We start from the raw sequence: 20,873 nt of genomic DNA on the forward strand, positions 1-20,873 counted from the left end.
GCAGAGTCGTTCTCGGTGGCCTAACGGTCGCAAACGATTCTGTCGCCGAACGACGGGTGAGCCCGACGAGGTGCGCCCTGCCGTGAATCGCACACATGTTCGATTAGAATGGTGAACATGACGGTGGGTGACTTAGTCAGGATCGGTGCGACTGGCACCTCGCAGTTTCGTGTGGTCGAGATCGAGGGCGCCCACGCCCGCATTCTGGCCACGCTCGACGCGCCGGGGTCGTACGAATTCTCGATGCGGCTGGTCGATCTGACCCCGTGGACTGAGTAACGATGGTGGCCGCAGGTGCGGGAGCTGGGAGCGAAGAGGCTCGGACCGAGGGCACCTCGCCGCAGCCCAAGCATCCGCTCGCGCAGGGGCATTTCGCGCAGACCGTGATGAAGGCACCGAAGCCGGTGTGGGTGCGCTTGGACGCCGTCGCGATCCGCGATCCGGGCACTCCGTGCCATGTCAACGGCGCCGGAGTCGATATGACCGGGGAGCGCCCCGGCCTGCTGACTCATTGGATCCCCACCTACTCCGGTGAGTGGCTGGGCAGGGTCACGTACTCGATCACTTACGCGGACGGTCGGGCACCGCTACAGCTGACCGACCAGCTCGTACCTGGCTACGTCCTGCGTCCGCGGCGAGGCTGAGCCGCGTGTGTTCTCTCGTTCACCGGCTTGCACCTGCCGAAGGGCGGCTAGCCAGTCGTTGAGACCTACAGCCCCGCGCGGCATTACCTTTCCGCGCGCGGAGCAGTAGCGCACCGATCCACCAGTCACTACTCCTCGGCGTCGTCGCACCCGTCCAGGGTGGCCAAGTGCTGTTCCCACGTCGCCGTGGGATCGCCGGTCGGTTCCGATTCCAGCGCCGGTTCGTAATGCGGCACCGGACGAGCTACTACGTGCTGAGTCTGTGTCATGCCTGGTTAGACGTTGCCGAACACCGAATGGTTCCATCGACTTTCTAGCGTCCTCCGGCCACTTGGCCCTGTTCTGGGTTCGCCTGGATGGTGATCCCGCGCACGCCGCACCACGTCGACACGCAAGTTCGCGCTGCTTTCGGACGTCGCAGCTTCGTCGGAGGTGGCGATATCCGACAAGAGCCTCACCGTCACCTTCTGCGCTCTGTGCTCCACCAAGAAGATCGACGAGGCGTTCGGCTGATCGGAGCGGAACCGCAACCTGCACTGGTCCTCGCGGGCCAGGCGCACCAACACCGCCGACATGATTCCCCCGATCATCCGCGACGAGGTTGTGTACGACTACTACATCGGCTACGAGCGTCAGAAGGGCCTCGACCTGGTCTCATGGCCGAGCGAGACGAGCTGAACTACATGCTCTGAGAGGTCTACGACAACCAGGTCGACTCCACACAGGACACGTCTACGACGGGGTCGCGAGGGCGTCCGGAAGTTCCTGCGCTACAACGCCAACAAGGCCCAGATGCGTAAGCGCGAGGTCGAAGTCAAGGGCGACACGCGGACATTCGTCGATCAATCCCGGCCAAGCAATCCCAAGGTTGCCCCAGAACCCCCAGAATCCTTCACGGAATCCCGACTTTTCAGGCTTCGCGGGGAGTGTCGTAGGTGCACCGTAAGTTGGGCCTACTGCTAGCGTTTTCGTTGCAACACAAAGCGACCCCGTGCCTGCGTCAACAGGCCGGGGTCGTAGACCAACTGAATCCGCATCCACGCAGAAGTAGGAGGTCGCTGCCTATGGTAGCCACCAACCCGCCGATCCCGCAGCAAGGCCCTGCTGGCGGCGATCCGCCCCCGCATCGCATCGACTGGTTCAACATCAGTGCCGTGACCTGTGCGAGCACTACCGCCGTCGCTATCGCCATCGCTACCGGCAACGTTGTTGCCGGGCTGTCGGCGGGCGCATTCGTGCTCAATCTGGCGAAGATGCTGCGCCGGTAAGCGACCGGGCCGCCCGTGAACATGTTTGCGGGCGGCACCGCCTGCCAGCTAGCACCCGACCGGCAGGAACCGGCCGCGAATCGCCGTCAACCCCGCCGCCGGTAACCATGCCAAAAACTCGGGTGCCAGTGCCCTCCAACCGCGCGGGATGGTGACGAGCGGTCAGTCGAAGACAGTCGGTAGGTCTGGTTTGTTCCAGTGGTCGTGGAGAAGGCGGATCTGGGTGTCGAGCACCCGGGTGGTCGACAGCTCAGGCAGGTCGTCGATGGCGAACCAGCCGATTTCCATGGTCTCGACGGGGCTGGGTTGCCCGTGGGAGATGGTCTCGCACAGGAAGAACAGCTTGTACACGTGATAAGGGAAGGCAGGCTGGTGGCCCTGCACATCCCGATCGTGCAGTGCCACCAACTTGCTGGCGCGCACGGTGATTCCGGATTCTTCCTCGACTTCGCGTTCGACGGCGAGCGAGGGAGGTTCCAGGACATCGCACCAGCCGCCGGGCAGAGTCCACCTCTCGTCGCTGCGGTCGCGTATCAGCAGGATGCGCCCTTGATCATCGAAGACGCCGCCTCGGACGTCGACTTTGGGTGTCATGTATCCCATTTCGAGGAACACGTTCTCCTGCAGGTCCCCGACTGTGCTGTTGCTGATGAGAGCGAGTAGGTCCGCGGCGATCTGTTTGGCCTGTTCGTAGCGTTGCCGGTCGAAGACGTCGGTGGCGAAGACGAGGCCGTTGTGTGCGAGGGCGGCCAGGGCGATGGCGTGTTGCCGGATCTGGGCCTCAGTGGTGGGTTGAGCGTTGTCCATTCGCGTCCTTCGGTCTGGGCGGCGTTGTCGCGGTAGCAGTTCAACCTTGGTCAGGGGGTCATGCGGTAGGTCGTGGACTGGCGTGGGGCGAATCCGAGCCGCTGGTAGAGCTGGTTGGCTGCGGTTTTCGTCGGGGTCGACGTGAGGTCGACTGTGCGCGTTCCGTGTTCTTTCGCGATGGCGAGCGCAGCGGTGGTCAGGGCTCGTCCAGCGCCGAGGCCGCGCGCGGCCCGGTCGACGACGACATCTTCGATACGTGCTCGCAGCCCGGTGGGAATCGTGTACATGACCAGTGTCAGCGCGCCGACGATCGTTCCGTCGACCCGTGCGGTGAGCAGCCGCGTCGACGGGGAATCGATGACCGCCTCCAAGCGCTCACGGGTCAAAGGTGCTGCGGTGGTGGATAGTTGAGGTAGGAGAGCTGTCAGCGAGGCCAAGGTCTCGTCGTCTACCTCGGTAACGATGTCGATCACAACCGCCTCGGGTGTCTGCGACACCATGGGCTCCTCCTGTGTTGCGTCACGGATTCGAAGTCTTGATGGGACGAAAAGTACAGGGCTGGAACAGTTTTCGACTTATCCACCGAGATCGGCCACACGTGGCGACGGTGGCGGCGGCACCAGCGTATCCCGTGGGTTGTCCGGTGGACCTGTAGCGGACACGAGCTCCCTTCGCGCGGCTTGTCAGCACAACTGTCTCCTGATTCGGTCAGTGCTCCCGCACGGCGGCGGTCTGGGCAGGTTGGGCGAGTCGGTGAACCGCTGTGCGCAGGTCGGTGTCGGCGGAGTTGAAGATCGCGCTGCCCGCAACGAGTGTGTCGGCTCCGGCGGCGATTATCTGGGGTGCGGTGATGGTGGTGATGCCACCGTCGGCGACGAGTTCGACGGTATCGAGGTGTTGGTTGTGCAAGGCGGTGCGCAGGGTGCGGATCTTGTTCGGGACGGTGGGATCGAAGGTGCTGGTGCCGGGGCGGCTGGTCATGAGGACGACGAAGTCCAGGCGTGCGAGGTAGGGGTCGAGGAGTTCGAGGCCGAGGTCGGGGTTGAGGACCAGCCCTTTGCGGATGCCGGCCTCGTGGAGTGTGTCGAGGGCGGTGCCGATGTCGGTGGCGGCGTCGATGTGGAAGCTGATCCGGTCGGCTCCGATGGTGATGAGGTCGTCGATGTAGCGCTCGGGGTGCAGGGTCTGTACGTGGACATCGAGGGACAGGGTTGTGTGCTGGCGGATGGCGGCGACGGTGCGCAGGCCGAAGCTGATCGCGGGGGTGTAGTGACCGTCCATGATGTCGAGGTGCAGGTATTTGGCGGTGCTGGCCGTGACACCGTCGATGGCCTCGCGCAGCGCGAGGGGGTCGGCGCCGATCAGCGCCGGTGCGATGGACACGTTCATGCGAGGGCCTCCTGGGAGTCGGTGATTGCGGTGGTCAGGCGGTCACAGACGAAGTCGACCTCTGCTGGTGACAAGTCCGGTCGGATCGGCAAGCACAACGTGCTGGTTGCCTGGTTCTCGGCGTGTGGGTACTTCCCGTCGAACCCATAGCGGGCGAAGGCGGGTTGGTGGTGGATGGGGACGGGGTAGCGGACGACGGCGTCGATGCCGTCCGAGCGCAGCTGGGCGAGAACGGCATCGCGATGAGGCACCGCGACCTGATACAGGTGGTAAACGTGGTCGCCGGGCTCTTCCGATGGCGGTGGCGTTGTGATGGCGGGATGTGTGAGGGCGTGGCGGTAGCGGGCCGCGATGGTACGGCGTTCGGCGTTCCAGGTGTCGAGATGGTCGAGTTTGGCGTCGAGGACGATGGCCTGGATGGCGTCGAGTTTGGAGTTCGCCCCGAGCGCGACGTGGTTGTCTTGGCCGTCTTGTCCGAGGCCGCGCAATGTCCTGACTGTGTGCGCGATGTCGGCGTTGTTGGTCACGAGGGCTCCGGCGTCGCCCGCCGCGGCGAGGTTCTTGCTCGGGTGGAAGCTGAAGGCGGCGGCAGCGCCGAAGGTGCCGACCCGCTGGTTGTTCCAGGTGGCTCCGCCGGCTTGGGCGCAGTCCTCGACAAGGGGGATCTGGTGGCGGGCGGCGATGGCGGTGACTCGGTCCATATCCAGGCTGCGGCCGAACAGGTGGACTACGAGGATGGCCTTGGTGCGCGGCCCGCACGCGGCGTCGAGCGCGTCGAGATCCATCAGATAGGTGTCGGGTTCGCCGTCGACGAGCACCACCTTCGCCCCGACTGCGGTGATCGCGAGAGCAGTGGCGTGGAAGGTGTTGGCGACGGTGACGACCTCGTCGCCCGGTCCGATACCGAGCGCGGTCAAGGCGAAAGTCAGTGCGTCGGTGCCGCTGTTGACTCCGATCGCGTGGGTAGCGCCGAGGTAGTCGGCGAATCGGTGCTCGAAGTGGGCGACGGTATCTCCGAGGATGTAGTCGCCGGTGGCCAGCGTGTGCCTGATCTTCTCGGTGGTGGCGGTCAGGTCTGTGAACTGGGAGCGGTGGTTGTAGCGGGGAATCTTCATCGTGGCTCCGAGGGAAGGAAGGGGCGGATTTGCACGATCGTTTTGCCGAGGTCGCCGCGGGCGGCGCTGGCGGTGAGATAGTCGGCAGCGGCGTCGAGTTCGAGGATCTGTGTGGTGAGTCGTTTGACGCACAACGATGGTGACCATCCGGCATCGGCGCTGCGCTGCAATAGGTTCAGGGCGGTCTGGAAGTCGGCGGAGGTGGCCCCGTGAGTACCCGCAAGGAAGCGCCGCCCGCCCGACCACGTGAATTCGCCGATATCTTCGGTCCGGCGCAGTCGATCGATGTCGGTACCAGCGAGCTGGTCGCCCGGTCGTGTGCCAGCGAAGACGACCAGCAGCCCGTCGTCGGCGAGCATGTCCGAGCACGTCTCCAGCACATGCGGCGTGGCGGCGGCGGTGGCCACGACGACGCGCTGAAACGGCGGCCGGTGCCGGTTGGAGTCGAAGACCCGCGAAGGCAGCGCACGGCGGCGCCGCAGGAACCCCAGACGCAGCGCGCTGGGGTTGAGCAGAACACAACGGTAACCGGTGGCGGTGAGCACGGCACTGATCAGGGCCCCGGCCATCCCCGCACCGAACACCGCGACCACAGTCTCCGGTGCCAGCGCGAGATCAGCGGCAACGGCGTGCAGCCGGGTGACGCAGTGCACCGCGCACGCCAGCGGTTCGGCAAACACGGCCACCCGGTCGGGGATCCCTTCCGGGACCGGGACCAGCGCGGCACGCAACGCATGGGAGTCACCGCTGAGTTCGACCAGTTCGCCGAATCCCGATGTCCGGTGAGCCAGCGTGGGGTGCGGATCGAACACCACTGTGCGCCCTTGCAGGTCTGCCAGAGCCGGGGTGCTGTCGAGGACGCTGCCGACGATCTCGTGACCGAAGTCGCAGCGCCCGAACCGGACCCCGCTGATCTCACGCAGATCCGAGCGGCAGACACCCACCGCTCGAGGGGCCAGCACCACATAGTCAGTAGCAAGCCCGCTGGGCGTTCCAGCCACCGTCGCGGCGGTGAGGAAGGCGGCCTCGTCGCGGTGCTCGATACGCCGGTAGATCGTCGCAAGGGGTGTGGTCACCGGATCACCTCGAGATAATCGGCCACCGTGGTCGTCAGGTCGGCCTCGCGCGCGGGCCCCGACATCGTCAGGTCGACGACGACCTTGACGTGTTCGCCGAGAGGTCGTTCACCTCGGGCCATCGACGGGATATACAAGGCCGCTTCTTCGAGCGAGATCACGTGGCTGATCAGCTTGCCGAATTGACTGGGAGACGCGAGGAGATGCTGTTGGGCCCGGTCGAGGTGGGCTGGTGATGTTCCACGGTGACCGGTTACCCGCACCCGCTTGCCAGCTGGGGTGAACATTTGAACGTAGGGGGTGTTGGGGGACTGTCCGCAGACGTTGGAGCGCCGAACCGCCGACAAGTCGATGCCGGGCAGTGCCGGGTGGCGAAGCCCGGCGGGGATACCGCCGAACAGGTCGAGCACGCCCTTGTCGCAGAGGCTGGCGGTAGCCGCGCCGATGGCCGTGTGAGTCGCCTCGCGCGGCAGACAGATGACTGCGCCGTGGATGCTGGCTCTTTGTGTCCGATTGGTAAGGGTGCTCGCGGGCAGCACGCCGAGTTGGTCGATGTAGCGCAGTCGCTCTCGGCGCGGGTGAACGAGCTGCATCCGGTACCCGAGGTCCTCGCCCAGCATCGCCACCAGCAGGGCCGCTGAACCGCTGCCGAACACCGCGACCGGGGCGGCCGGGCGCAGATGCGGGGCCATGAGTTCCCACCCGTAGAGAGCGGTGGCGGTGGGTTCGACCAGCGCACCGAGGTCGACTGGGAGGGCCTCGTGCGCGGGCACAACCCCGCAAGGGAGCGCGGTGGGCATGTAGTCGCGCAGGATGCCGTCGTAGCTGTGGCCCAGGATCACGTCCTGGTCGCCCGGGTCGACGGGATTGAAGATCTCGCAACCTCGTTTGTCCAGGGTGACGGCGAGACCTTCATGGCCCAGGACCGTGGCGCGGTCGGACCGCGCGCCGCGTTGCATTTGCAGGTCGGTGCCACATACGCCTACCCGCAGGACACGACGGACCGTGGGCAGTTCGGATGCGTCGGGCACCGGCGTGTGCTGAAGATGCAAGCCATCGCCGCTGCGGACGAGGGTTCGGTTGACGGCGGCGGTGTCGATGGTGCTCATGCGGTGCACAGCTCGGTGTGGAACGGGCGCACCGTCTCTGCTGCTGCGGTCAGCTCGGTCGCGGTGATGTCTTGGGCGAAGATCGCGGTGCCGATTTTGGTGAGCAGCGGGATGTTCTGGTTGCCGTCGCGGTGGCGGATCGAGTCCGACAGCCCCGCGCGCAGCATCTCGTCGGTGATGCAGGTGTGGCTCAGCGGCAGTCCGACGCGGGCCATCAGTGTCAGGATTCGGCCCAGGCATTCGTCATCGATCAGTTCACGCTGTTGGGCGAGTGCACACGACAGCGCGATGTCGATGGCGACCGCTTCCCCGTGGTACAGCTTCGGTTTCGCTGCCAGCTCGAACGAGGGGCTGAAGGTGTGGCCGAAGTCGGGCAGTCGGGCGAGGTTGTCCTCCCACAGGTTCGGTTCCAGCTCCTCGACGATCGCGGTGATCGCGGCGTCGATAATGGGACCGCTGACAGTGGTGTTGGCTGCGAAACCGGGCGCGGTGGTCCATTCGCGCTCGATGCGGTCGAATAGCCCGCTGTCTTTGACCAGTGCGATCTTGAGGATCTCGGCCATCCCGTTGGAGATCTGACGGTCGGGCAATGTCGACAGGAAGCTCGGGTCGACGAGGGTCTCGCTCGAGGCGTAGTAGGTGCCGAGCCGGTTCTTGCGGCCGTTGAAGTTGATCCCTGTTTTGACGCCCACGGCAGCGTCGACCATCCCTAACAAGGTGGTCGGTACTCGGACATACGGCACGCCGCGGCGGTAGATGCTCGCGGCGAAGCCGACCACATCGGTCACGACTCCACCGCCGACAGCGACGACGGCATCGCGACGCCGGCTGAGTCCGAACTTGTCGTATTCGCGGACGATCCGGCTCACTGTCTCGGAGTTCTTGGTGCGCTCGGTCGTTTCGATCGGCACGACGGTGCACAGTGAGCTGTAGGTGTCGAAGTAGGCGAGGATCTTGTCGCCGAAAAAGCTCATCACCGTCGAGTCGACGAAGACCAGCGTGCGGCGATTGCCGATGCCCACGGCGTCGGCCAGGTCGCTGTTGTCGGGGTCGAGGCAGTCTCGTGTTCGTCGGATTCGGTAGCACATCGTTTGTGTCGCAGCGATACCCCAGATGCGGTCCATGTCAGTGGTTCCTTCCCCCGGGCCGGGCGGTTGCCGGTAGCGATTGCGCGCGAGCGAAGAGCCCCGCTCCGCGCAGTGGATCGAGCCCATCGGATTCCAGCCGTGAAATCCGGTCGCGAAAGACGGTGGGCTGGTGAGTGGACACGAGGTAGAGACCGTCAGCTTCCAGGCAGCGGTACATGCTGTTCGTGTAGTGATCGGCGAGGGTGTCGACCACCCCGCCGGACAAGAACACGTGCTCGATGCGGGCGTCGACGGTCAGCAGGTACAGCAGTGCTCGCGCCAGCGGGGCGGTCACCGAGTCGAGAAACGTTGTGGCGTGCGGATTGTTGTTCTCCAGCGCGGCGAACAGGCGAGCCAGTGGTGATGGTTCGGTGGTCGAGTCCGCGCCCAGGATGCTCGCCAACTGCGCGAGCTGCCGGTCGATCGCCTTGCCCGCCGAGATGGCAGAGACGTGTCCGACGGCTCCGCAATCGCACACCGGCGGATCGGTCGACAGTGTTGCGGTGACCGCTGCTGGCAGGTGTCCGATTTCGCCCTGAATCCCGTGCACCGGGTCCAAGACCACCTCGCCGGATTCCACGTCGATGGTGCGCGCGGCGATCCCGCTGCTGACTGTCACCGCCGCAACAGTTTTCACGCCCAACTCCCGGACCTCGGGCCGGTTGGCGATCGCCATCGCGAGACTTGTCACGTCGTTGACCACCCACCACCGTGCTCGTGATTCGTTCTCCCGCAGCACTACTCGCAGATCGAAAGGGTCAGCGCTGTCACCCCACAGCGGCGCACTGGCCAGGATTTGTCCGGTGTGACCGTTGGTGGCGGCACCGATCGAGATCCCCACATCCGCGACACCGGGATGGATTTCGAGAAGTCGACGGGTCTGGGCGAGAAGAAACTGCACCATCAGCTCGCGCAGTGTGGCGGTATTGCTCCCCGTACCGGCCTTCGTCACTGCGGGGTGCCGGTCGTGATCGGTGAGGACACCGGATGGGGACACGACCGCGCACCGCCACCACGTCCCGCCGAGATCGAACACGATCACAGGAGTGCTATCGCCAGCTACGTTCCTCATTTTGACGCCGGGGCTGGGTGGGCGGCGGCGTCGGCCAGGACATAGCCGTCTTCACCGAGCACGACAGCGGCTGGCACCGGAGCAGCGCCGATGGCGGGCGTGAGGACTTTCGCCAGTGCCGCACTCTTACCGGATCCGGTGGCCAGCAGGATTCGAGTCGGCACGGCCCGCAGATAGTTCAGCCCGAGGCTGACTCGCGGCTCGCCTTGGTAGGTCGTGGCAACCACCCGCTGATGAGGGGCTTCGTAGAGAGTGTGGTCGAAGATCGAGGCGGTATGGCCGTCGGTTCCCAAGCCGAGCACCGCGATGTCGGGTACGCCCTCGGCGCGCAGTCGCGAGAGTTGTTCGTCATATGCCGCAGCGGTCTCCTGGCTGTCCCCGCTCACCCGAATCAGGCACCAGGTAGCGCGATGACTCGGTTCGCTCAGGCCCAGGGCAGTCTCGATCGACCCAGCGGATCGATCGGTTGGCTGCGGTGTCACCCGCTCGTCGGTCTGAACGAAAATGACTTTGGCCCAGTCGATATCGAGCCTGCTCAGCTCGCGATAGGTCGAGACCGGTGTCGTTCCACCGGCCACCGCGATGAGGCATTCGCCCGATGCGTCGATTGCCGAATAAATATGTGTGGCAATCAGATTGGCTGCTGCCGAGGCCAGATCAGCGGGTGTTTCGTGGAACGTGCATGTCAGCGGCATGGGTACCTTCTGGGTGTCGAGACGTGGCGGGGGGACGAAGATCGAAGTCGACTGCGTTATCCGGTTGGATGGTCGTCGGCGGTGCGGGTGGCTATCAGCGCCCGCAAGGTCGCGATGCTGGTCGCGTCGTGGGGAGCCAGGGTGTGGGTGCTGAGTTGGGTGGCGGTAATCAACCCCGCACCGAGCAGCTGGTCCACGAGCTGGGTGAGTTCTTCAGATGTGGGCAGGTGGTGCTCATGCCAAACCAGCCACCCCATCGGGCCGTCGGCGCTCCTGGGTGGGGGTGGCCCACCAGCGACAAGCTTGTCGACAAGTGCGGTCATTCCCGCGCGGCGCGCGAAACCCAGCTGCCCGTAGTACCACTGCTGCTCGGTGCCTTCGCTGTCGTCGCTGTCGTCGCGATCCCATGGCATCGGTTCGGGTCCTGTTCTCTACTACTGTCGTTGGCCGATTGCGGCGTAAGCGGCCAGGTCCCAAGCGACGGGGTGTTGAGGCCGCAGGGTGTCGTGGTCGGTATCGGTAGGCCGCCACCGGTGCGGTGCGATTAATCCGGGATCGGTGAGCTGGTAGGGGGCCAGCATCGTGGTGATCGTGTCGCGGTCGCGCGGGTGAAAGGTGATGCCCGCGTTGTTCAGAGCTGCGACGGCGCTGCTGATGTCGTTCCCAGCGTTGTCGTCGGTGATGTGGCTGAACACGATCCAGGTTCCGGGCCGGAGCTGGCGAGTCAGGGCGTCGAGGACGGCGGGGGCGTCGGCGAGGAGTTCAGCGGTCCCGGACAGGCAGACCGCCAAAGGCGCTGTGGAGTCCATGACCGCGGTGATCTCAGCGAGGACGGCGGCGGTGTCGGTGAGGTCGATCTTGGCGACGACGTTGTTCGGTTCGGTCAGCAGAGCCCGAGCGTGGGTGGCGGCGAGGAGGTCGTTGTCGATGTAGAGGATGCGGGCGGTGTCACTTGCGTGTTTGGCGATCTCACCGAGGTCGGGGTGTAGAGGGAGTCCGCAGCCGAGTTCGACCACCTGGGTCACCTGATGCGTGTGGGTGAGGTATTCGACCGCGCGCCGCGCGAAGCGACGCGCTTCGGCCATGGCGGTCGCGAGCTGGCTGTCCACAAGAGGTTTGGCGATCAGATGATCGAGCTCGTAGTGGTCTTTGCCGCCCAGCAACGCATTGCACACACGGGCGGTGTTGGGGCGGCTGATGTCCAGCACTGTCTGGTTGGGGGCTGTCATGTCCTGTCCTCGCCGGAGGGTGCCACGAAGCACCGAACAAACCTCCCGGCCACCGTGACAAGGGATTACGGCGTCGGCTTGTTGCGGGGCTCGCGGGCGGTCGGATGGATCAGATGCCGGACTCGGCGTGGCCGGCCAGCGCCCGGGCGAGAATGGCGTGGGCTTCCTGGCCGTAGACAGCCGTGGTGGCGAGCAGGTCGAAGGTTCGTTCGACCAGCTCGACGGTGTCGGTGTTCTCGAACGGATCGGTGATTCGCTCGTTGTCGGAGTCGGTGGCAGTGCTGAAGTCGAAACTGTCTGCTGAGGCGATGAATTCGGCATTGAGCGCGATGATGCCGATGCGGACATGTGCGCGAGCGGTCAAGATGTTCATCAGGTGGCGGATCTGGGTGGTCATCACCTCGCAGCTGCCGACGGTGACTCGCAGCGCGGCCTCGTCGATGAGCATGTGGAACTCGTACCCGGGCACGTCGAGAACGGTCTGGCGTTGCAGACGCGCGAGCGCAAGCTCCTCGCTGTCGTCTGTCATGCCCATCACGGCCGAGCATCTGTCGAAGAACGCACGGGCGTAGTCGTGGGTCTGCAACAGCTCCGGGAGGAGTTTGGTGCTGTAGGAGCGCTGATGGATGGTGTCGGACTCGCTGGCGATCAGGAAGCGCTGCAACGTTTCCGGCCCGCCATCGGTGGTGTTGTACCGGCTCGTGTTGACCATGGTTCTAACCTCTCCAAGTAGTTTCGTTGGTTGAGATTCGGTGGAGGGTTCCACCGGCGGTGGTTCGTGTGGGTCGGGTAGGCGTCCCCGGAGGCCGGGAGGTTCGGCGGCCTCCGGGAACGTTCCCCACCCTCGGAGGCCGACCGGCTCGGGGGTCGCCGGATTCGGTCCGAGGTATTCAGGTGGACTGTGTGCCCGGCCCCGAGTCAGGCGAGGGTGATCTCGCTGATCAGAGTCGCCCCGTCGACGGTGCGGGTGGTCACGGTCTGCTGGGCGACCCAAGGCTCGGTGCCGGGCCGGAACTCGGCCACGGTCACCGCCCACCGTGCCGACTTGCCGCTGGTGTTCAACGGCGAGATACTCACGCAGTGGAGGGTTTCGGCGGGCACGGCATCGATGCCCGTCTGCAACCGGTCGCCAGTGGTGATCGCGGAGTCCGAAGTCAGGAACCGGCGCGCGTGCTCGACGGATCGGTCCACGTAGTAGGCGTGATTGAACCCCAGGATCGCGGCCGGGCCGCTGGTGGTGTCACCGGGCACTGACCCGGTGATCACGTCGGGTCCGGCGGTTTCCTCGCAGGCAAACCCGGTCGGCTGCGCGCTCCCGTCCGGGGCCGTCACTGCTGCGACCACTGCCAGTGCTGCGAGCCCGGCCAGCACTCCAGCCGCTATCCATCGGTGGCGGTGTGAGCGAGCGGTGGGGGAGGCGTTTGCTGTGTCGAACTGTGCATACATGGCGTTCTCGGTTCCTTCGGTGGATCTCGGAGGTCGGGTGGCCCCGGTAGTCGCCGGGAATCGACTCCGGGGCCGCCTCGGCGCGAAACCTGGGTGAGCTGCGTCCGGTCTCACCGGGCCGTCGCGCCAAGGTCATTCGGGTGGTCGGAAGGTGCGCTGTGCGCGGGTCAGGGCTGTAGGAAAAGGCGCTCGTTGGGGAGGCGGGGCAATCCGGCACAGTGGCCCGGATAGACGGCGACAGTGCCGGGGCGGTGGGCGGCCACATCACAGACGAACACCAGCGCGGCGGTCAGGCAGGCGGCGAAATACACGCGCACACCGGCCAATTCGACCGAAAGGCGAATATCTGGTTCGTCAGGACGAGGTGACCGGCCGCCGTTGTTCATTGCCCGATCTGCCTCAAGATCGATAATGCGCACCCGATCACCACCGCCCCGGAGGGGCGAAAAGCGCTGGTGGCCGGAGACACCCACGTGCGAACAATCAGCGGGTCCGCCACCGGTGACGGCAACGCGATGTCGCCGTCGCGGATTACCACCACTCGCGCCTTCCACAAGCGAGCGACCTCGGCGGGGTCACCGATCGGCCGAATATCGGACCGGACAAGGAATGTCCACATTTCCGCGCGCGGGTGGCCGACGATCGACAACGGCGCGACACCGCGAAGATCGAGACTGGTTTTGACCCGCTGGGCGAGCTCGGTCGGCATCATCACCGCCCCGACAAACCCGGCCCGCATTGTGATCCGCCCTGTTGCCGGATCGACCACGGTGGGCAGCGAGCACATGCTCCGGTAGAACTGGCAGCGTGAGTGGGGGGATTCGGTCCACGCTCTAGGTGTGCTGGTCTGAGTCATCGCGACTCCCCAGTCGGCGCGGTCACGGCCGCCGTGTCGGCGGCTTCGGGCGTGGTTACAGCGGGCGCAGCCGTGAGAAACCCGGCCAGCTCCATCGCCTCGAGCGCTCTGACAAGCTCGGCGCGCGATTGGTTGTGGGTGGCCTCGGCCGCAACGACAGCGTTGGCGGAAGCGATCGGGCTGGCACCCGAGGACTGGGCACGCCTCACCGCGGGCTGGGTGTTCAGCTCGTCCGAATGTGTCATGCGCGGGCCTTCCTGGTGACGCTTCCAAAACAACGAGGTGCACCCGTTCGGCAGTTTCGCCACGGATTCTCCGAAGCGGGTTCTGGTTTCAATCGTTGCCCGTCAACAGCATTGGCAGGAACCGCACAGTGGTGGCGTAGCGTGGGCGTACCGTAGGCATTTCCCAGTTCAGGAGCTGGAAGTAGGGGGCCGCATGATACGAGGGCGGGAATGGACCGGCTTCGAAGCTGCCGCGCTGCAAGAAGCGATGAGACAGCCGATCCGCCAGTTCGCCGCGATGCTCGGCGTCGAGACCACCACGATCAACAACTGGCGGTCGGGACTGAGCGCGGTCACACCCCGCTCCGAAAAGCAGGAGATTCTCGACACCACCTACGCGAAACGTACGACGCCAGAAGACCGCGAACGATTCGACCAGATCGTCGCCGAAGGCGAAACCGCGTGGAGAGAGCGACACTCGAAACAGGCGCGACGACATGGTGTCGCCGCGACCACTGTCGGACCGACCACTAGCGAACCGAGCGTCGAACGAACCGAGGCGGTGTTCGCGGGCTCGTCTGATCGAGGATCGACCGCAGCGGAGCCACCGCTGGCCGAGGCCGACGACTTCTCGGCACTGGTGACCGGCATCGAGACCGTCTTCTGGGCGGCAGGCAACGTCACCGACACCGGACCGTTGCGCCCGATCTCCGCGCTCCTGGCCGCCACCCGGTCGGTAACGCGACTCAACATGGCCGGCGAGTACACCACTTTCGCGTTGCTGGTGGGGCCGTTGATCACCGACCTCTACCGGCACGCACACGAAAGCCGTGGTGGTGACCTGCGCATCGCCTGGGACGCATTGACCCAGGTTGCTTTCGATACATCGGTGGTGATGCGCGCCCGAGGACACCTGGCGCTGGCGTGGTCAGCCGCGCGGGCTGCCGAAGACGCTGCTCGCACGATCGAGAGTCGGCCGGGGATCGCGGCTGCCGCGTTTGTCAGCAGCCAGGTCCTACTGGCGCGTCCGACCTCGTTGAAGGCCGCGCTGGATCGGGTGGAAAGCACTGCGGCCGTGGTCGGGTCACGAGCACAGACCGCCAACGATGTGCAGACAGTCGGGATGCTGCACCTGCAGGCATCGTTGGCGACAGCGGCCACCGGCGGCGATCCCCGCGATCATCTGGAACATGCGGTCGAGTACGCCGCACGGCTCGACCGCCCCATCCCGACCGACCGCACGACCGTCATCGCCAACACCACCTTCGGCTCGTCGAACGTGGCGCTGTGGAAGATGTCGGTCGCCATGGAAGCGGGTGAGCCAGATACCGTGCTCGACCTGGCAAGGAAGCTCAAACCGCAGACATTGCCGACCCCGGGCCGGGCAGCCCAGTACTGGGTCGAGGTCGGACGTGCAGCGGCGTCACGTCGTGCCCACGCGATCGCCCTGGATGCGTTCTTGCGAGCTGAAAGCATTGCGCCAGAACATGTCCGGAACATGGACACCGTGCAGGAGACAGTCGCTCAGATGATGCGAGAAGCCACGCGCAGCCTCACCGCGGGCGAGCTGGGCAACCTCGCTCACCGTGTAGGCGTAGCGGTGGTGTAGGCCGGACAGCGCCTGGTCAGGCTGCCATGATGGGCTCATGACTGAGCGAACTCGGGTGCTGTATGCGATCGTGACCGGTGCGTCACCAGCTGACACGGTCGGTGAACTGGTCGAACTCGCGCAAGCTGAGGGCTGGGACGTGTGCGTGGTCGCCTCGCCCAACGGTGTCCGCTTCCTCGACGTCGAAGCACTGGCAGCGCAGACCGGACATCCGGTGCGCTGGGAGTTCAAACAACCGGGAACCGACGACCTCCTCCCGCCCGCCGACGCGATCATCGCCGCACCATTGACCACGAACTCGCTGGCCAAATGGGCCACCGGCATCGGCGACACGCTGCCGCTCGCCCTGCTGGTCGAGGCCGTCGGCGCTGGGCTGCCCGTCGTGGCGATCCCGCACGCGAAGCAGGAGCAGATGAACTTCCCGGCCGTGCGCCAGGCACGCGAACGTCTTGCGGAGTGGGGCGTTCGATTCGTGCGCATTACCGAGGACTCCGACACCGGACCGCTTCCATGGACGTCGGCGCTGAGCGCGCTACGAGAACCATTGATCGCTGCGGTACCTGCTACCGTCTGCGAGAATCGGTGAACATGGCTGAGACACAGGCAGGACTGATTGTCTGGGATGTTGACGGCACCCTGATCCCAGCGGACTTGCGGTGGCTACGGCGAGCCGTCGCTCGCACCTACGGCATCGAAGAGTCTGCGGTCGTCTTCCCCGCTGCGCGGGTGCACGGCTACACCGATGAGTCCATCGTCGTGGATACGGCTATTGCATCGGGCGTCGCCAGTGAGGCGGCCGAGGAGGGCTTCAGTCGGTACGCCGAGGTACTGATGGAGGTCATGTCGCAAGGTGAGGCCGAACTCGCCCGCGACCAGGCTGCTTACCCCGGTGCTGCCCACTCGATCGCCACCTTGGCCGAGCACGGATACGTCCAGACTGCACTTACCGGAAACCTGCGGGTGTCGGCTGAATTCAAACTCGCCGTCGCGGGCCTGGACTCGCACCTGGACCTCGACATCGGCGCGTTCGGCTCAGATGCGAGGGAGCGTTTCGATCTGCCCGCGTTCGTCGCCGACCGGTTTCAGGCCAAGTACGGGCATTCGATCGAGCCGACGCGAACCGTCATCATCGGTGACGCGCCGAACGATATCGCTACCGCTCGACATGCCGGATTCGGGGTTGTTGCCGTCGCTCACAGGCTGACCCCCGAAGAGCTGGCAGGGCACTCACCAGATGCGATCGTGAACGAGCTGGACGCGGACAAGGTGTTGGAGGCTGTCCGTTCAGCGCAAGCGATCCAGTCGACTGTGAGGATCGATCGCTAGGCGTTGATGCTGGCTACTCGCTCCATCAACGCGAGGACCGGCCGTTCGTTCTGCCAAGGAGCGATCCGCTCGATGGCTCGTTGTGCGCGTTCGAGGCCGCGATGGTTGCCCATGGTCGCCAGCGCTTGGTACGTCTCGCCGAGGACGTTGCAGCCTTCTTCGAGTTCTCCCGATAGGGAGTAGGCGCTGGCGAGATCAACGCGGGCGGCCAGGGCAACGTTGGGGCTGTCCATCTCGGGCGAGCTCAACGCCTTGTTGAGCGCGGTGATCGCGCGTTTGGGTTGGCCGAGGAGCAGTTGGCATGTCCCGACGTAGACCTGGATTCGAGTGGTGTTCCAGTCGCTGAACAGCCCGGAACGGTCATTCTCGTCGATATCCTCGGCGGCGCGTTGTGCGCGAGTCAGTGCTTCTTCGCATTCGTCCCGCAGGTCGAGCACTGCGTAGGCTTGTGCTTGTTCGGCGCCAATTCTGGCTCGCGCGGCAGGCGGTAGGTAGTCGGAAACGTCAGCGGCCTCCTTGAGTATCCGAAGTCCGATGACGACGTCGCCATCGGAACTGATCAACGTTGCCGCATCCGAGCGAAGATTGCTTTCGAAGATGCGCGCGATCCCGCCCATCGTCTTGTCCTGGAGTTGGTCGGCGAGCTTACGGGCGAACGCGCAATGCGTCAGTGCCATCGGCCGGTCACCGATGGCACTCCATACCCGGCTCGCCACAACCGATGTCTCGCCCAGCAGGGCCCCGGCGCGCTGCTTGATGCGATCGTCGGTCGCAGCCCGGAAGAAGGAGGCGACAGCGTCTCGATGGGCTTCTATCGGGCCGATCAGCGCATCAGGAGCGATGCTTTGGCGCTGGCCTGCCAGCAGATCGGTGACGGCGGCAAAGCTACCGAGAGAACCTTCCGACGCCGCCAGGGAGCGCATCAGCGACGAGGCCGCGCTGCCGTCGAACACCTCGATCGTTTCCCGATCGCTCTGCACTGGCAGGGAGCTTCGTGCTGCACTGGCTGCGAGTAACGCACTCGGCGGTTCGGCGGACCCGCGTGACGTCGAGGGATGCCGGCCTCTCCATGCGGCCTCGCCCTCGGCAACGATGTGTTCGAACCGTGCTCTGTCCTCGCGAGTGGCACGCTGTCCGTAGGTAGTGTCCAAGATCGCTTGTGTTGCGGGGCGGAGTGTTACCGAGCTCAGCCTCGAACGCCAGTTGTTGACCGTTGTCGTCTCGACGCCCAGTAGCGCGGCGAACTCTCGTACCGACCTGCGCATCGCTACCTGCAGCGCGACCGCTTCGAAGCCGGTCCATTCCCGCGCTCGTATCACCGCCGCCCTACTTTCCAGCGTGTGGTCTGGGGAGCATTCACGGTACCCCACTACGGCCGACCGTTGTCGCTGTCTTTGGCTGCCGGATGTGAGTCGAATTCCGTTACCAGGGTCTGCTTTTCGGAGGTCGCCCCGCTGAACACGTTGGGACAGCAAGAGACCGTGCGGTGAGACCCCTCTGACATTCGTCGAACAGGTCTCACCGCGTGGGCAGCGTTGCTCGGATCGGTAGATGTCTCAACAGGCGATCGCGGGTGTGCTGTAGAGGCCGTGGACGACGAGGACTTCCGAGCATGCCCCGTACTCGTTGATTTCGAGGTTGAGCGCGAGCGGTTGGCTGGTGCCGGGTATCCGCAGGCGCATCGGTGTTGTGTGGGGCCAGCCGTAGGTGACTTGCATCGGGCTGCCGTCCCAGGCACTGCGGAACGCGATGTCTTTGCGCAGTGTTCGGAACAGTTCTTGTGCCCGGGGATCGTCGCGGTAGCGGGCCAGCACAGTGCGCAGGTTGCGAATGAGGCCGAGTAGTTCGCCGTGCCAGCCGTAGACGCGGTCGCGGGCGGCGGGGGTGAGCATCCAGCGCATGACGTTGTGGTCGGCCTTGTCCAGGCCGGGCATCATCCGGTGCAGTACCTCGTTGCCGTCCAGGACGGTCTGGAGTGGGTCGAGGTAGGCCCCGAGGATCTCGTGCTGGGCGAGTTGGTCGAGATGGGCCTGGAGTCCCTGGACGGTGAGGCGGCGGCGTAGTTCGTCGATGGACTTGAGGCGGCCGGAAGGTTGCAGCAGGTCTTGCAGGTGCCGTACTTGCGTGGGGGTCAGGTCGAAGAACCGGACGAGCTTGTCGAACACGGTGGGGCCGGGGGTGCTGCGTTGCAGGATGAGCTTGTTGAGGCGTGAGCTGCTGATTCCAGCCTTTTGGGCGGTGGATTCGCGGGATAGGTTGCGGTTGTGGCGCAGGTATTCCACCGAGTCGTGGAAGTCAGGCATCCCGGGTAGCAGAGGCGGGTTGAACATGTCACTGGCCTCGCGTCTGCGGTGGGATGAGCACGATATGCACCTCACGCTGGGCCCAAGGCCAGGGTTTGGCGTCGCTATGGCTTGTAGGGGTGGGGGTAGCGGTCATGGCGTGCTCCTGTGTCGGTGTTCGGTTGTCCCGTCCAGTGTTCGGTGAGACGGGTCTGGTGTGCAGCTCTTGTCAGAGCTGGGTCGATGGGTCGCAGTTGTCGCGATAGCCGATGCAGAACCGGATATCTGGGTTGTCGGTGGTGCCGAGGTGCGCGCGGACCCGGGAACCGAGATGAATCCGGACCGAGTACAGCTGGCCGGTGTTGGGTTCGCGGAGCTGGAGGGGTTCCTCGGTCGGGTAGCCGTAGGCGACCTCGAGACTGGTGTTCCATAACTCGCGGAAAGTCTCTGAACCACACAGCTTGTGGAACAGAGCCTGTGCTTGTGGGGTCTGGCGGTGGATGCCGAACGCGGCCCGCAGGGACGCGACCAGGTAGGCGGCGACGGTGTCCCAGTCCACGACAAGGGATTCGGCGGTGTGGGCGGTCGTGCCGGGATGGAAGTACCACAGGCCGATGTTGTCGTCGTAGCGGTCGATGCCGGGCAGCTCGGAGCGTAAGCGTTTGTTGGCGTGAACCACCGACCAGAGTGGGTCGATGTAGGCACCGACAAGGCTGCGCTCGTCAAGGCTTCTCAGAGTCGAGAGGTGGTCGCGAGCGCTGGGACGGGCTCGCAGTTCCTCGAGCGGGGCCAGCGGCACCGGGTCCAGGGCGAGGTCGCGGGCGTGGCGGGCTTGTGCCATGTCCAGGCCGTAGCTGGTGATCATCTGCTCAAGCACCGGCAGGGTGCACAGCGCGGTGCCGTACTCGATCTTGCGCAGCAGCTCGTAGCCGATGTTGAGCAGGACGGCCGCCTCGGGCCGGGAGAGTTCGCGGTGCTCGCGAACCCTGCGCACCCATCGGCCCAGGTCAGGCAGCTCGGATGGTTGGTGGTCTGGGCCCCGCCGGGGCTGGTTGGTCGGCGGGTTCCTCCGGTTCATGTGTCAAGCCCCTCCTACTAGAGTCTTCCGTTGCGCCTTCTCCGTCGGTTACGTTGAAGGGTTAACTCCCCCGAGTTGACTAATTCGTACCAGAAACGGACCGGTCCGGCCACCGATCATTCGCTGTGACCTCGCTGACAATTAGCTACCGCTACCCGAATCGGGCGTGGGGGTATTCGCAGTACCATTTTTACGAGGGACGGGACCCGGAAAATTTCCTGTTTGGCACTTTCTTTACCAGTTTCGCCGATCGGCGCAGGCCAACCACTGTGGGCCGGGTGGTAACAAAAGTGCTGGTCAAACATTTACCAGTCGAAGGGGTAGCGCTGCACTGGTTTTCGGGGCTGTGATGGTGAGGTACCCAACCTCCTCCGAAAGGGAAATCATGGACCTCTACACAGTTTTGTCGGTGCTCAGTGCCGGTGCCTCACTGGTCTCGAATGCGCTGGCGATCGCGGTACAGGTGCTGCCGTTCATCTGATCGGCCGCCCGGTTCTCGCTGACTAGAAGAATCGAGAGCC

Annotated in this window: 27 protein-coding genes and 1 pseudogene; 8 read left to right on the forward strand and 20 right to left on the reverse strand. The window is 65.0% G+C overall.

What is annotated here, in order from left to right; genetic code table 11:
• Positions 1-117 precede the first annotated feature (117 nt).
• Both ACWFRF_RS17550 and ACWFRF_RS17555 read left to right on the forward strand, forming a co-directional pair.
• The gene (locus ACWFRF_RS17550; RefSeq protein ID WP_452450915.1) at positions 118-279 is read left to right on the forward strand and encodes a hypothetical protein; all 162 of its coding nucleotides are present in this window, start codon (positions 118-120) and stop codon (positions 277-279) included.
• A gap of 2 nt (positions 280-281) precedes the next feature.
• Entirely contained in the window at positions 282-644 is a 363-nt protein-coding gene (locus ACWFRF_RS17555; RefSeq protein ID WP_452450917.1) for a hypothetical protein, read from the forward strand.
• 128 nt (positions 645-772) lie between these two features.
• On the opposite strand, the gene ACWFRF_RS17560 is transcribed toward ACWFRF_RS17555, so the two are convergent.
• The gene (locus tag ACWFRF_RS17560; RefSeq protein ID WP_452450919.1) at positions 773-913 is read right to left on the reverse strand and encodes a hypothetical protein; all 141 of its coding nucleotides are present in this window, start codon (positions 911-913) and stop codon (positions 773-775) included.
• Positions 914-1,175: 262 nt separating this feature from the next.
• Here ACWFRF_RS17560 and ACWFRF_RS17565 point away from each other — a divergent pair.
• A pseudogene (locus ACWFRF_RS17565) lies at positions 1,176-1,439 on the forward strand (class 1b ribonucleoside-diphosphate reductase subunit beta); the annotation flags it as partial.
• A 269-nt stretch (positions 1,440-1,708) separates the two neighbouring features.
• Positions 1,709-1,912: a hypothetical protein gene (locus ACWFRF_RS17570; protein ID WP_452450920.1), complete on the forward strand. Its 204-nt coding sequence runs from the start codon at positions 1,709-1,711 to the stop codon at positions 1,910-1,912.
• Positions 1,913-2,074: 162 nt separating this feature from the next.
• On the opposite strand, the gene ACWFRF_RS17575 is transcribed toward ACWFRF_RS17570, so the two are convergent.
• The 16 genes from ACWFRF_RS17575 to ACWFRF_RS17650 all read right to left on the reverse strand — a co-directional run bounded on the left by ACWFRF_RS17575 (position 2,075) and on the right by ACWFRF_RS17650 (position 14,078).
• The gene (locus ACWFRF_RS17575) at positions 2,075-2,719 is read right to left on the reverse strand and encodes an NUDIX hydrolase N-terminal domain-containing protein (RefSeq protein ID WP_452450922.1); all 645 of its coding nucleotides are present in this window, start codon (positions 2,717-2,719) and stop codon (positions 2,075-2,077) included.
• A gap of 50 nt (positions 2,720-2,769) precedes the next feature.
• Positions 2,770-3,219 carry a GNAT family N-acetyltransferase gene (locus ACWFRF_RS17580; RefSeq protein WP_452450924.1) on the reverse strand — a complete coding sequence of 150 codons (450 nt, stop codon included), beginning with the start codon at positions 3,217-3,219 and terminating at the stop codon, positions 2,770-2,772.
• Between the two features lie 208 nt (positions 3,220-3,427).
• Positions 3,428-4,108: a ribulose-phosphate 3-epimerase gene (locus ACWFRF_RS17585; RefSeq protein ID WP_452450925.1), complete on the reverse strand. Its 681-nt coding sequence runs from the start codon at positions 4,106-4,108 to the stop codon at positions 3,428-3,430.
• On the reverse strand, positions 4,105-5,223 hold the full coding sequence (locus tag ACWFRF_RS17590) for a DegT/DnrJ/EryC1/StrS family aminotransferase (protein WP_452450927.1): 1,119 nt from the start codon (positions 5,221-5,223) through the stop codon (positions 4,105-4,107). Before ACWFRF_RS17590 ends, ACWFRF_RS17585 begins: the two co-directional genes overlap by 4 nt.
• Positions 5,220-6,299, reverse strand: a complete 1,080-nt coding sequence (locus tag ACWFRF_RS17595) for a hypothetical protein (RefSeq protein WP_452450928.1) — start codon at positions 6,297-6,299, stop codon at positions 5,220-5,222. The genes ACWFRF_RS17590 and ACWFRF_RS17595 overlap by 4 nt, the downstream gene beginning before the upstream one ends.
• Positions 6,296-7,408, reverse strand: a complete 1,113-nt coding sequence (locus ACWFRF_RS17600; RefSeq protein WP_452450930.1) for a hypothetical protein — start codon at positions 7,406-7,408, stop codon at positions 6,296-6,298. The genes ACWFRF_RS17595 and ACWFRF_RS17600 overlap by 4 nt, the downstream gene beginning before the upstream one ends.
• Positions 7,405-8,532 (reverse strand): sedoheptulose 7-phosphate cyclase, encoded by a 1,128-nt coding sequence (locus ACWFRF_RS17605; protein WP_452450931.1) that lies wholly within the window; start codon positions 8,530-8,532, stop codon positions 7,405-7,407. Before ACWFRF_RS17605 ends, ACWFRF_RS17600 begins: the two co-directional genes overlap by 4 nt.
• A gap of 1 nt (position 8,533) precedes the next feature.
• Positions 8,534-9,607: an ROK family protein gene (locus ACWFRF_RS17610; RefSeq protein WP_452450932.1), complete on the reverse strand. Its 1,074-nt coding sequence runs from the start codon at positions 9,605-9,607 to the stop codon at positions 8,534-8,536.
• The gene (gene pgl / locus ACWFRF_RS17615) at positions 9,604-10,302 is read right to left on the reverse strand and encodes a 6-phosphogluconolactonase (protein ID WP_452450934.1); all 699 of its coding nucleotides are present in this window, start codon (positions 10,300-10,302) and stop codon (positions 9,604-9,606) included. Before pgl ends, ACWFRF_RS17610 begins: the two co-directional genes overlap by 4 nt.
• A 56-nt stretch (positions 10,303-10,358) precedes the next feature.
• Entirely contained in the window at positions 10,359-10,715 is a 357-nt protein-coding gene (locus ACWFRF_RS17620; protein WP_452450935.1) for a hypothetical protein, read from the reverse strand.
• 21 nt (positions 10,716-10,736) lie between these two features.
• Positions 10,737-11,531, reverse strand: a complete 795-nt coding sequence (locus ACWFRF_RS17625; protein ID WP_452450937.1) for an SAM-dependent methyltransferase — start codon at positions 11,529-11,531, stop codon at positions 10,737-10,739.
• A 109-nt stretch (positions 11,532-11,640) separates the two neighbouring features.
• Positions 11,641-12,243, reverse strand: coding sequence for a Scr1 family TA system antitoxin-like transcriptional regulator (locus tag ACWFRF_RS17630; RefSeq protein WP_452450939.1), 603 nt, complete (start codon positions 12,241-12,243; stop codon positions 11,641-11,643).
• A gap of 206 nt (positions 12,244-12,449) precedes the next feature.
• Complete coding sequence (locus ACWFRF_RS17635; protein WP_452450940.1) at positions 12,450-12,863, reverse strand: hypothetical protein; 414 nt, start codon at positions 12,861-12,863, stop codon at positions 12,450-12,452.
• A gap of 281 nt (positions 12,864-13,144) precedes the next feature.
• Complete coding sequence (locus ACWFRF_RS17640) at positions 13,145-13,396, reverse strand: hypothetical protein (protein WP_452450941.1); 252 nt, start codon at positions 13,394-13,396, stop codon at positions 13,145-13,147.
• Complete coding sequence (locus ACWFRF_RS17645) at positions 13,360-13,833, reverse strand: DNA-directed RNA polymerase subunit beta (RefSeq protein WP_452450943.1); 474 nt, start codon at positions 13,831-13,833, stop codon at positions 13,360-13,362. The genes ACWFRF_RS17640 and ACWFRF_RS17645 overlap by 37 nt, the downstream gene beginning before the upstream one ends.
• Positions 13,830-14,078 (reverse strand): hypothetical protein, encoded by a 249-nt coding sequence (locus tag ACWFRF_RS17650; RefSeq protein ID WP_452450945.1) that lies wholly within the window; start codon positions 14,076-14,078, stop codon positions 13,830-13,832. Before ACWFRF_RS17650 ends, ACWFRF_RS17645 begins: the two co-directional genes overlap by 4 nt.
• A gap of 247 nt (positions 14,079-14,325) precedes the next feature.
• Here ACWFRF_RS17650 and ACWFRF_RS17655 point away from each other — a divergent pair, with 247 nt between their 5' ends.
• The 3 genes from ACWFRF_RS17655 to ACWFRF_RS17665 are packed head-to-tail and all read left to right on the forward strand — an operon-like array spanning position 14,326 to position 16,992.
• Positions 14,326-15,666 carry a hypothetical protein gene (locus tag ACWFRF_RS17655; protein ID WP_452450947.1) on the forward strand — a complete coding sequence of 447 codons (1,341 nt, stop codon included), beginning with the start codon at positions 14,326-14,328 and terminating at the stop codon, positions 15,664-15,666.
• 37 nt (positions 15,667-15,703) lie between these two features.
• On the forward strand, positions 15,704-16,252 hold the full coding sequence (locus ACWFRF_RS17660; protein ID WP_452450949.1) for a flavoprotein: 549 nt from the start codon (positions 15,704-15,706) through the stop codon (positions 16,250-16,252).
• Between the two features lie 2 nt (positions 16,253-16,254).
• The gene (locus ACWFRF_RS17665; RefSeq protein ID WP_452450951.1) at positions 16,255-16,992 is read left to right on the forward strand and encodes an HAD family hydrolase; all 738 of its coding nucleotides are present in this window, start codon (positions 16,255-16,257) and stop codon (positions 16,990-16,992) included.
• On the opposite strand, the gene ACWFRF_RS17670 is transcribed toward ACWFRF_RS17665, so the two are convergent.
• The 3 genes from ACWFRF_RS17670 to ACWFRF_RS17680 all read right to left on the reverse strand — a co-directional run bounded on the left by ACWFRF_RS17670 (position 16,989) and on the right by ACWFRF_RS17680 (position 20,352).
• The gene (locus tag ACWFRF_RS17670) at positions 16,989-17,972 is read right to left on the reverse strand and encodes a hypothetical protein (protein WP_452450953.1); all 984 of its coding nucleotides are present in this window, start codon (positions 17,970-17,972) and stop codon (positions 16,989-16,991) included. The two genes, ACWFRF_RS17665 and ACWFRF_RS17670, sit on opposite strands and share 4 nt — an antisense overlap.
• A gap of 576 nt (positions 17,973-18,548) precedes the next feature.
• Positions 18,549-19,295, reverse strand: coding sequence for an MmyB family transcriptional regulator (locus ACWFRF_RS17675; protein WP_452450955.1), 747 nt, complete (start codon positions 19,293-19,295; stop codon positions 18,549-18,551).
• Positions 19,296-19,503: 208 nt separating this feature from the next.
• Entirely contained in the window at positions 19,504-20,352 is an 849-nt protein-coding gene (locus ACWFRF_RS17680) for an MmyB family transcriptional regulator (protein WP_452450958.1), read from the reverse strand.
• A 125-nt stretch (positions 20,353-20,477) separates the two neighbouring features.
• Here ACWFRF_RS17680 and ACWFRF_RS17685 point away from each other — a divergent pair, with 125 nt between their 5' ends.
• Positions 20,478-20,702 (forward strand): hypothetical protein, encoded by a 225-nt coding sequence (locus ACWFRF_RS17685; RefSeq protein WP_452450960.1) that lies wholly within the window; start codon positions 20,478-20,480, stop codon positions 20,700-20,702.
• Positions 20,703-20,873 lie beyond the last annotated feature (171 nt).

The organism is Nocardia sp. NPDC055165 (assembly GCF_053606985.1).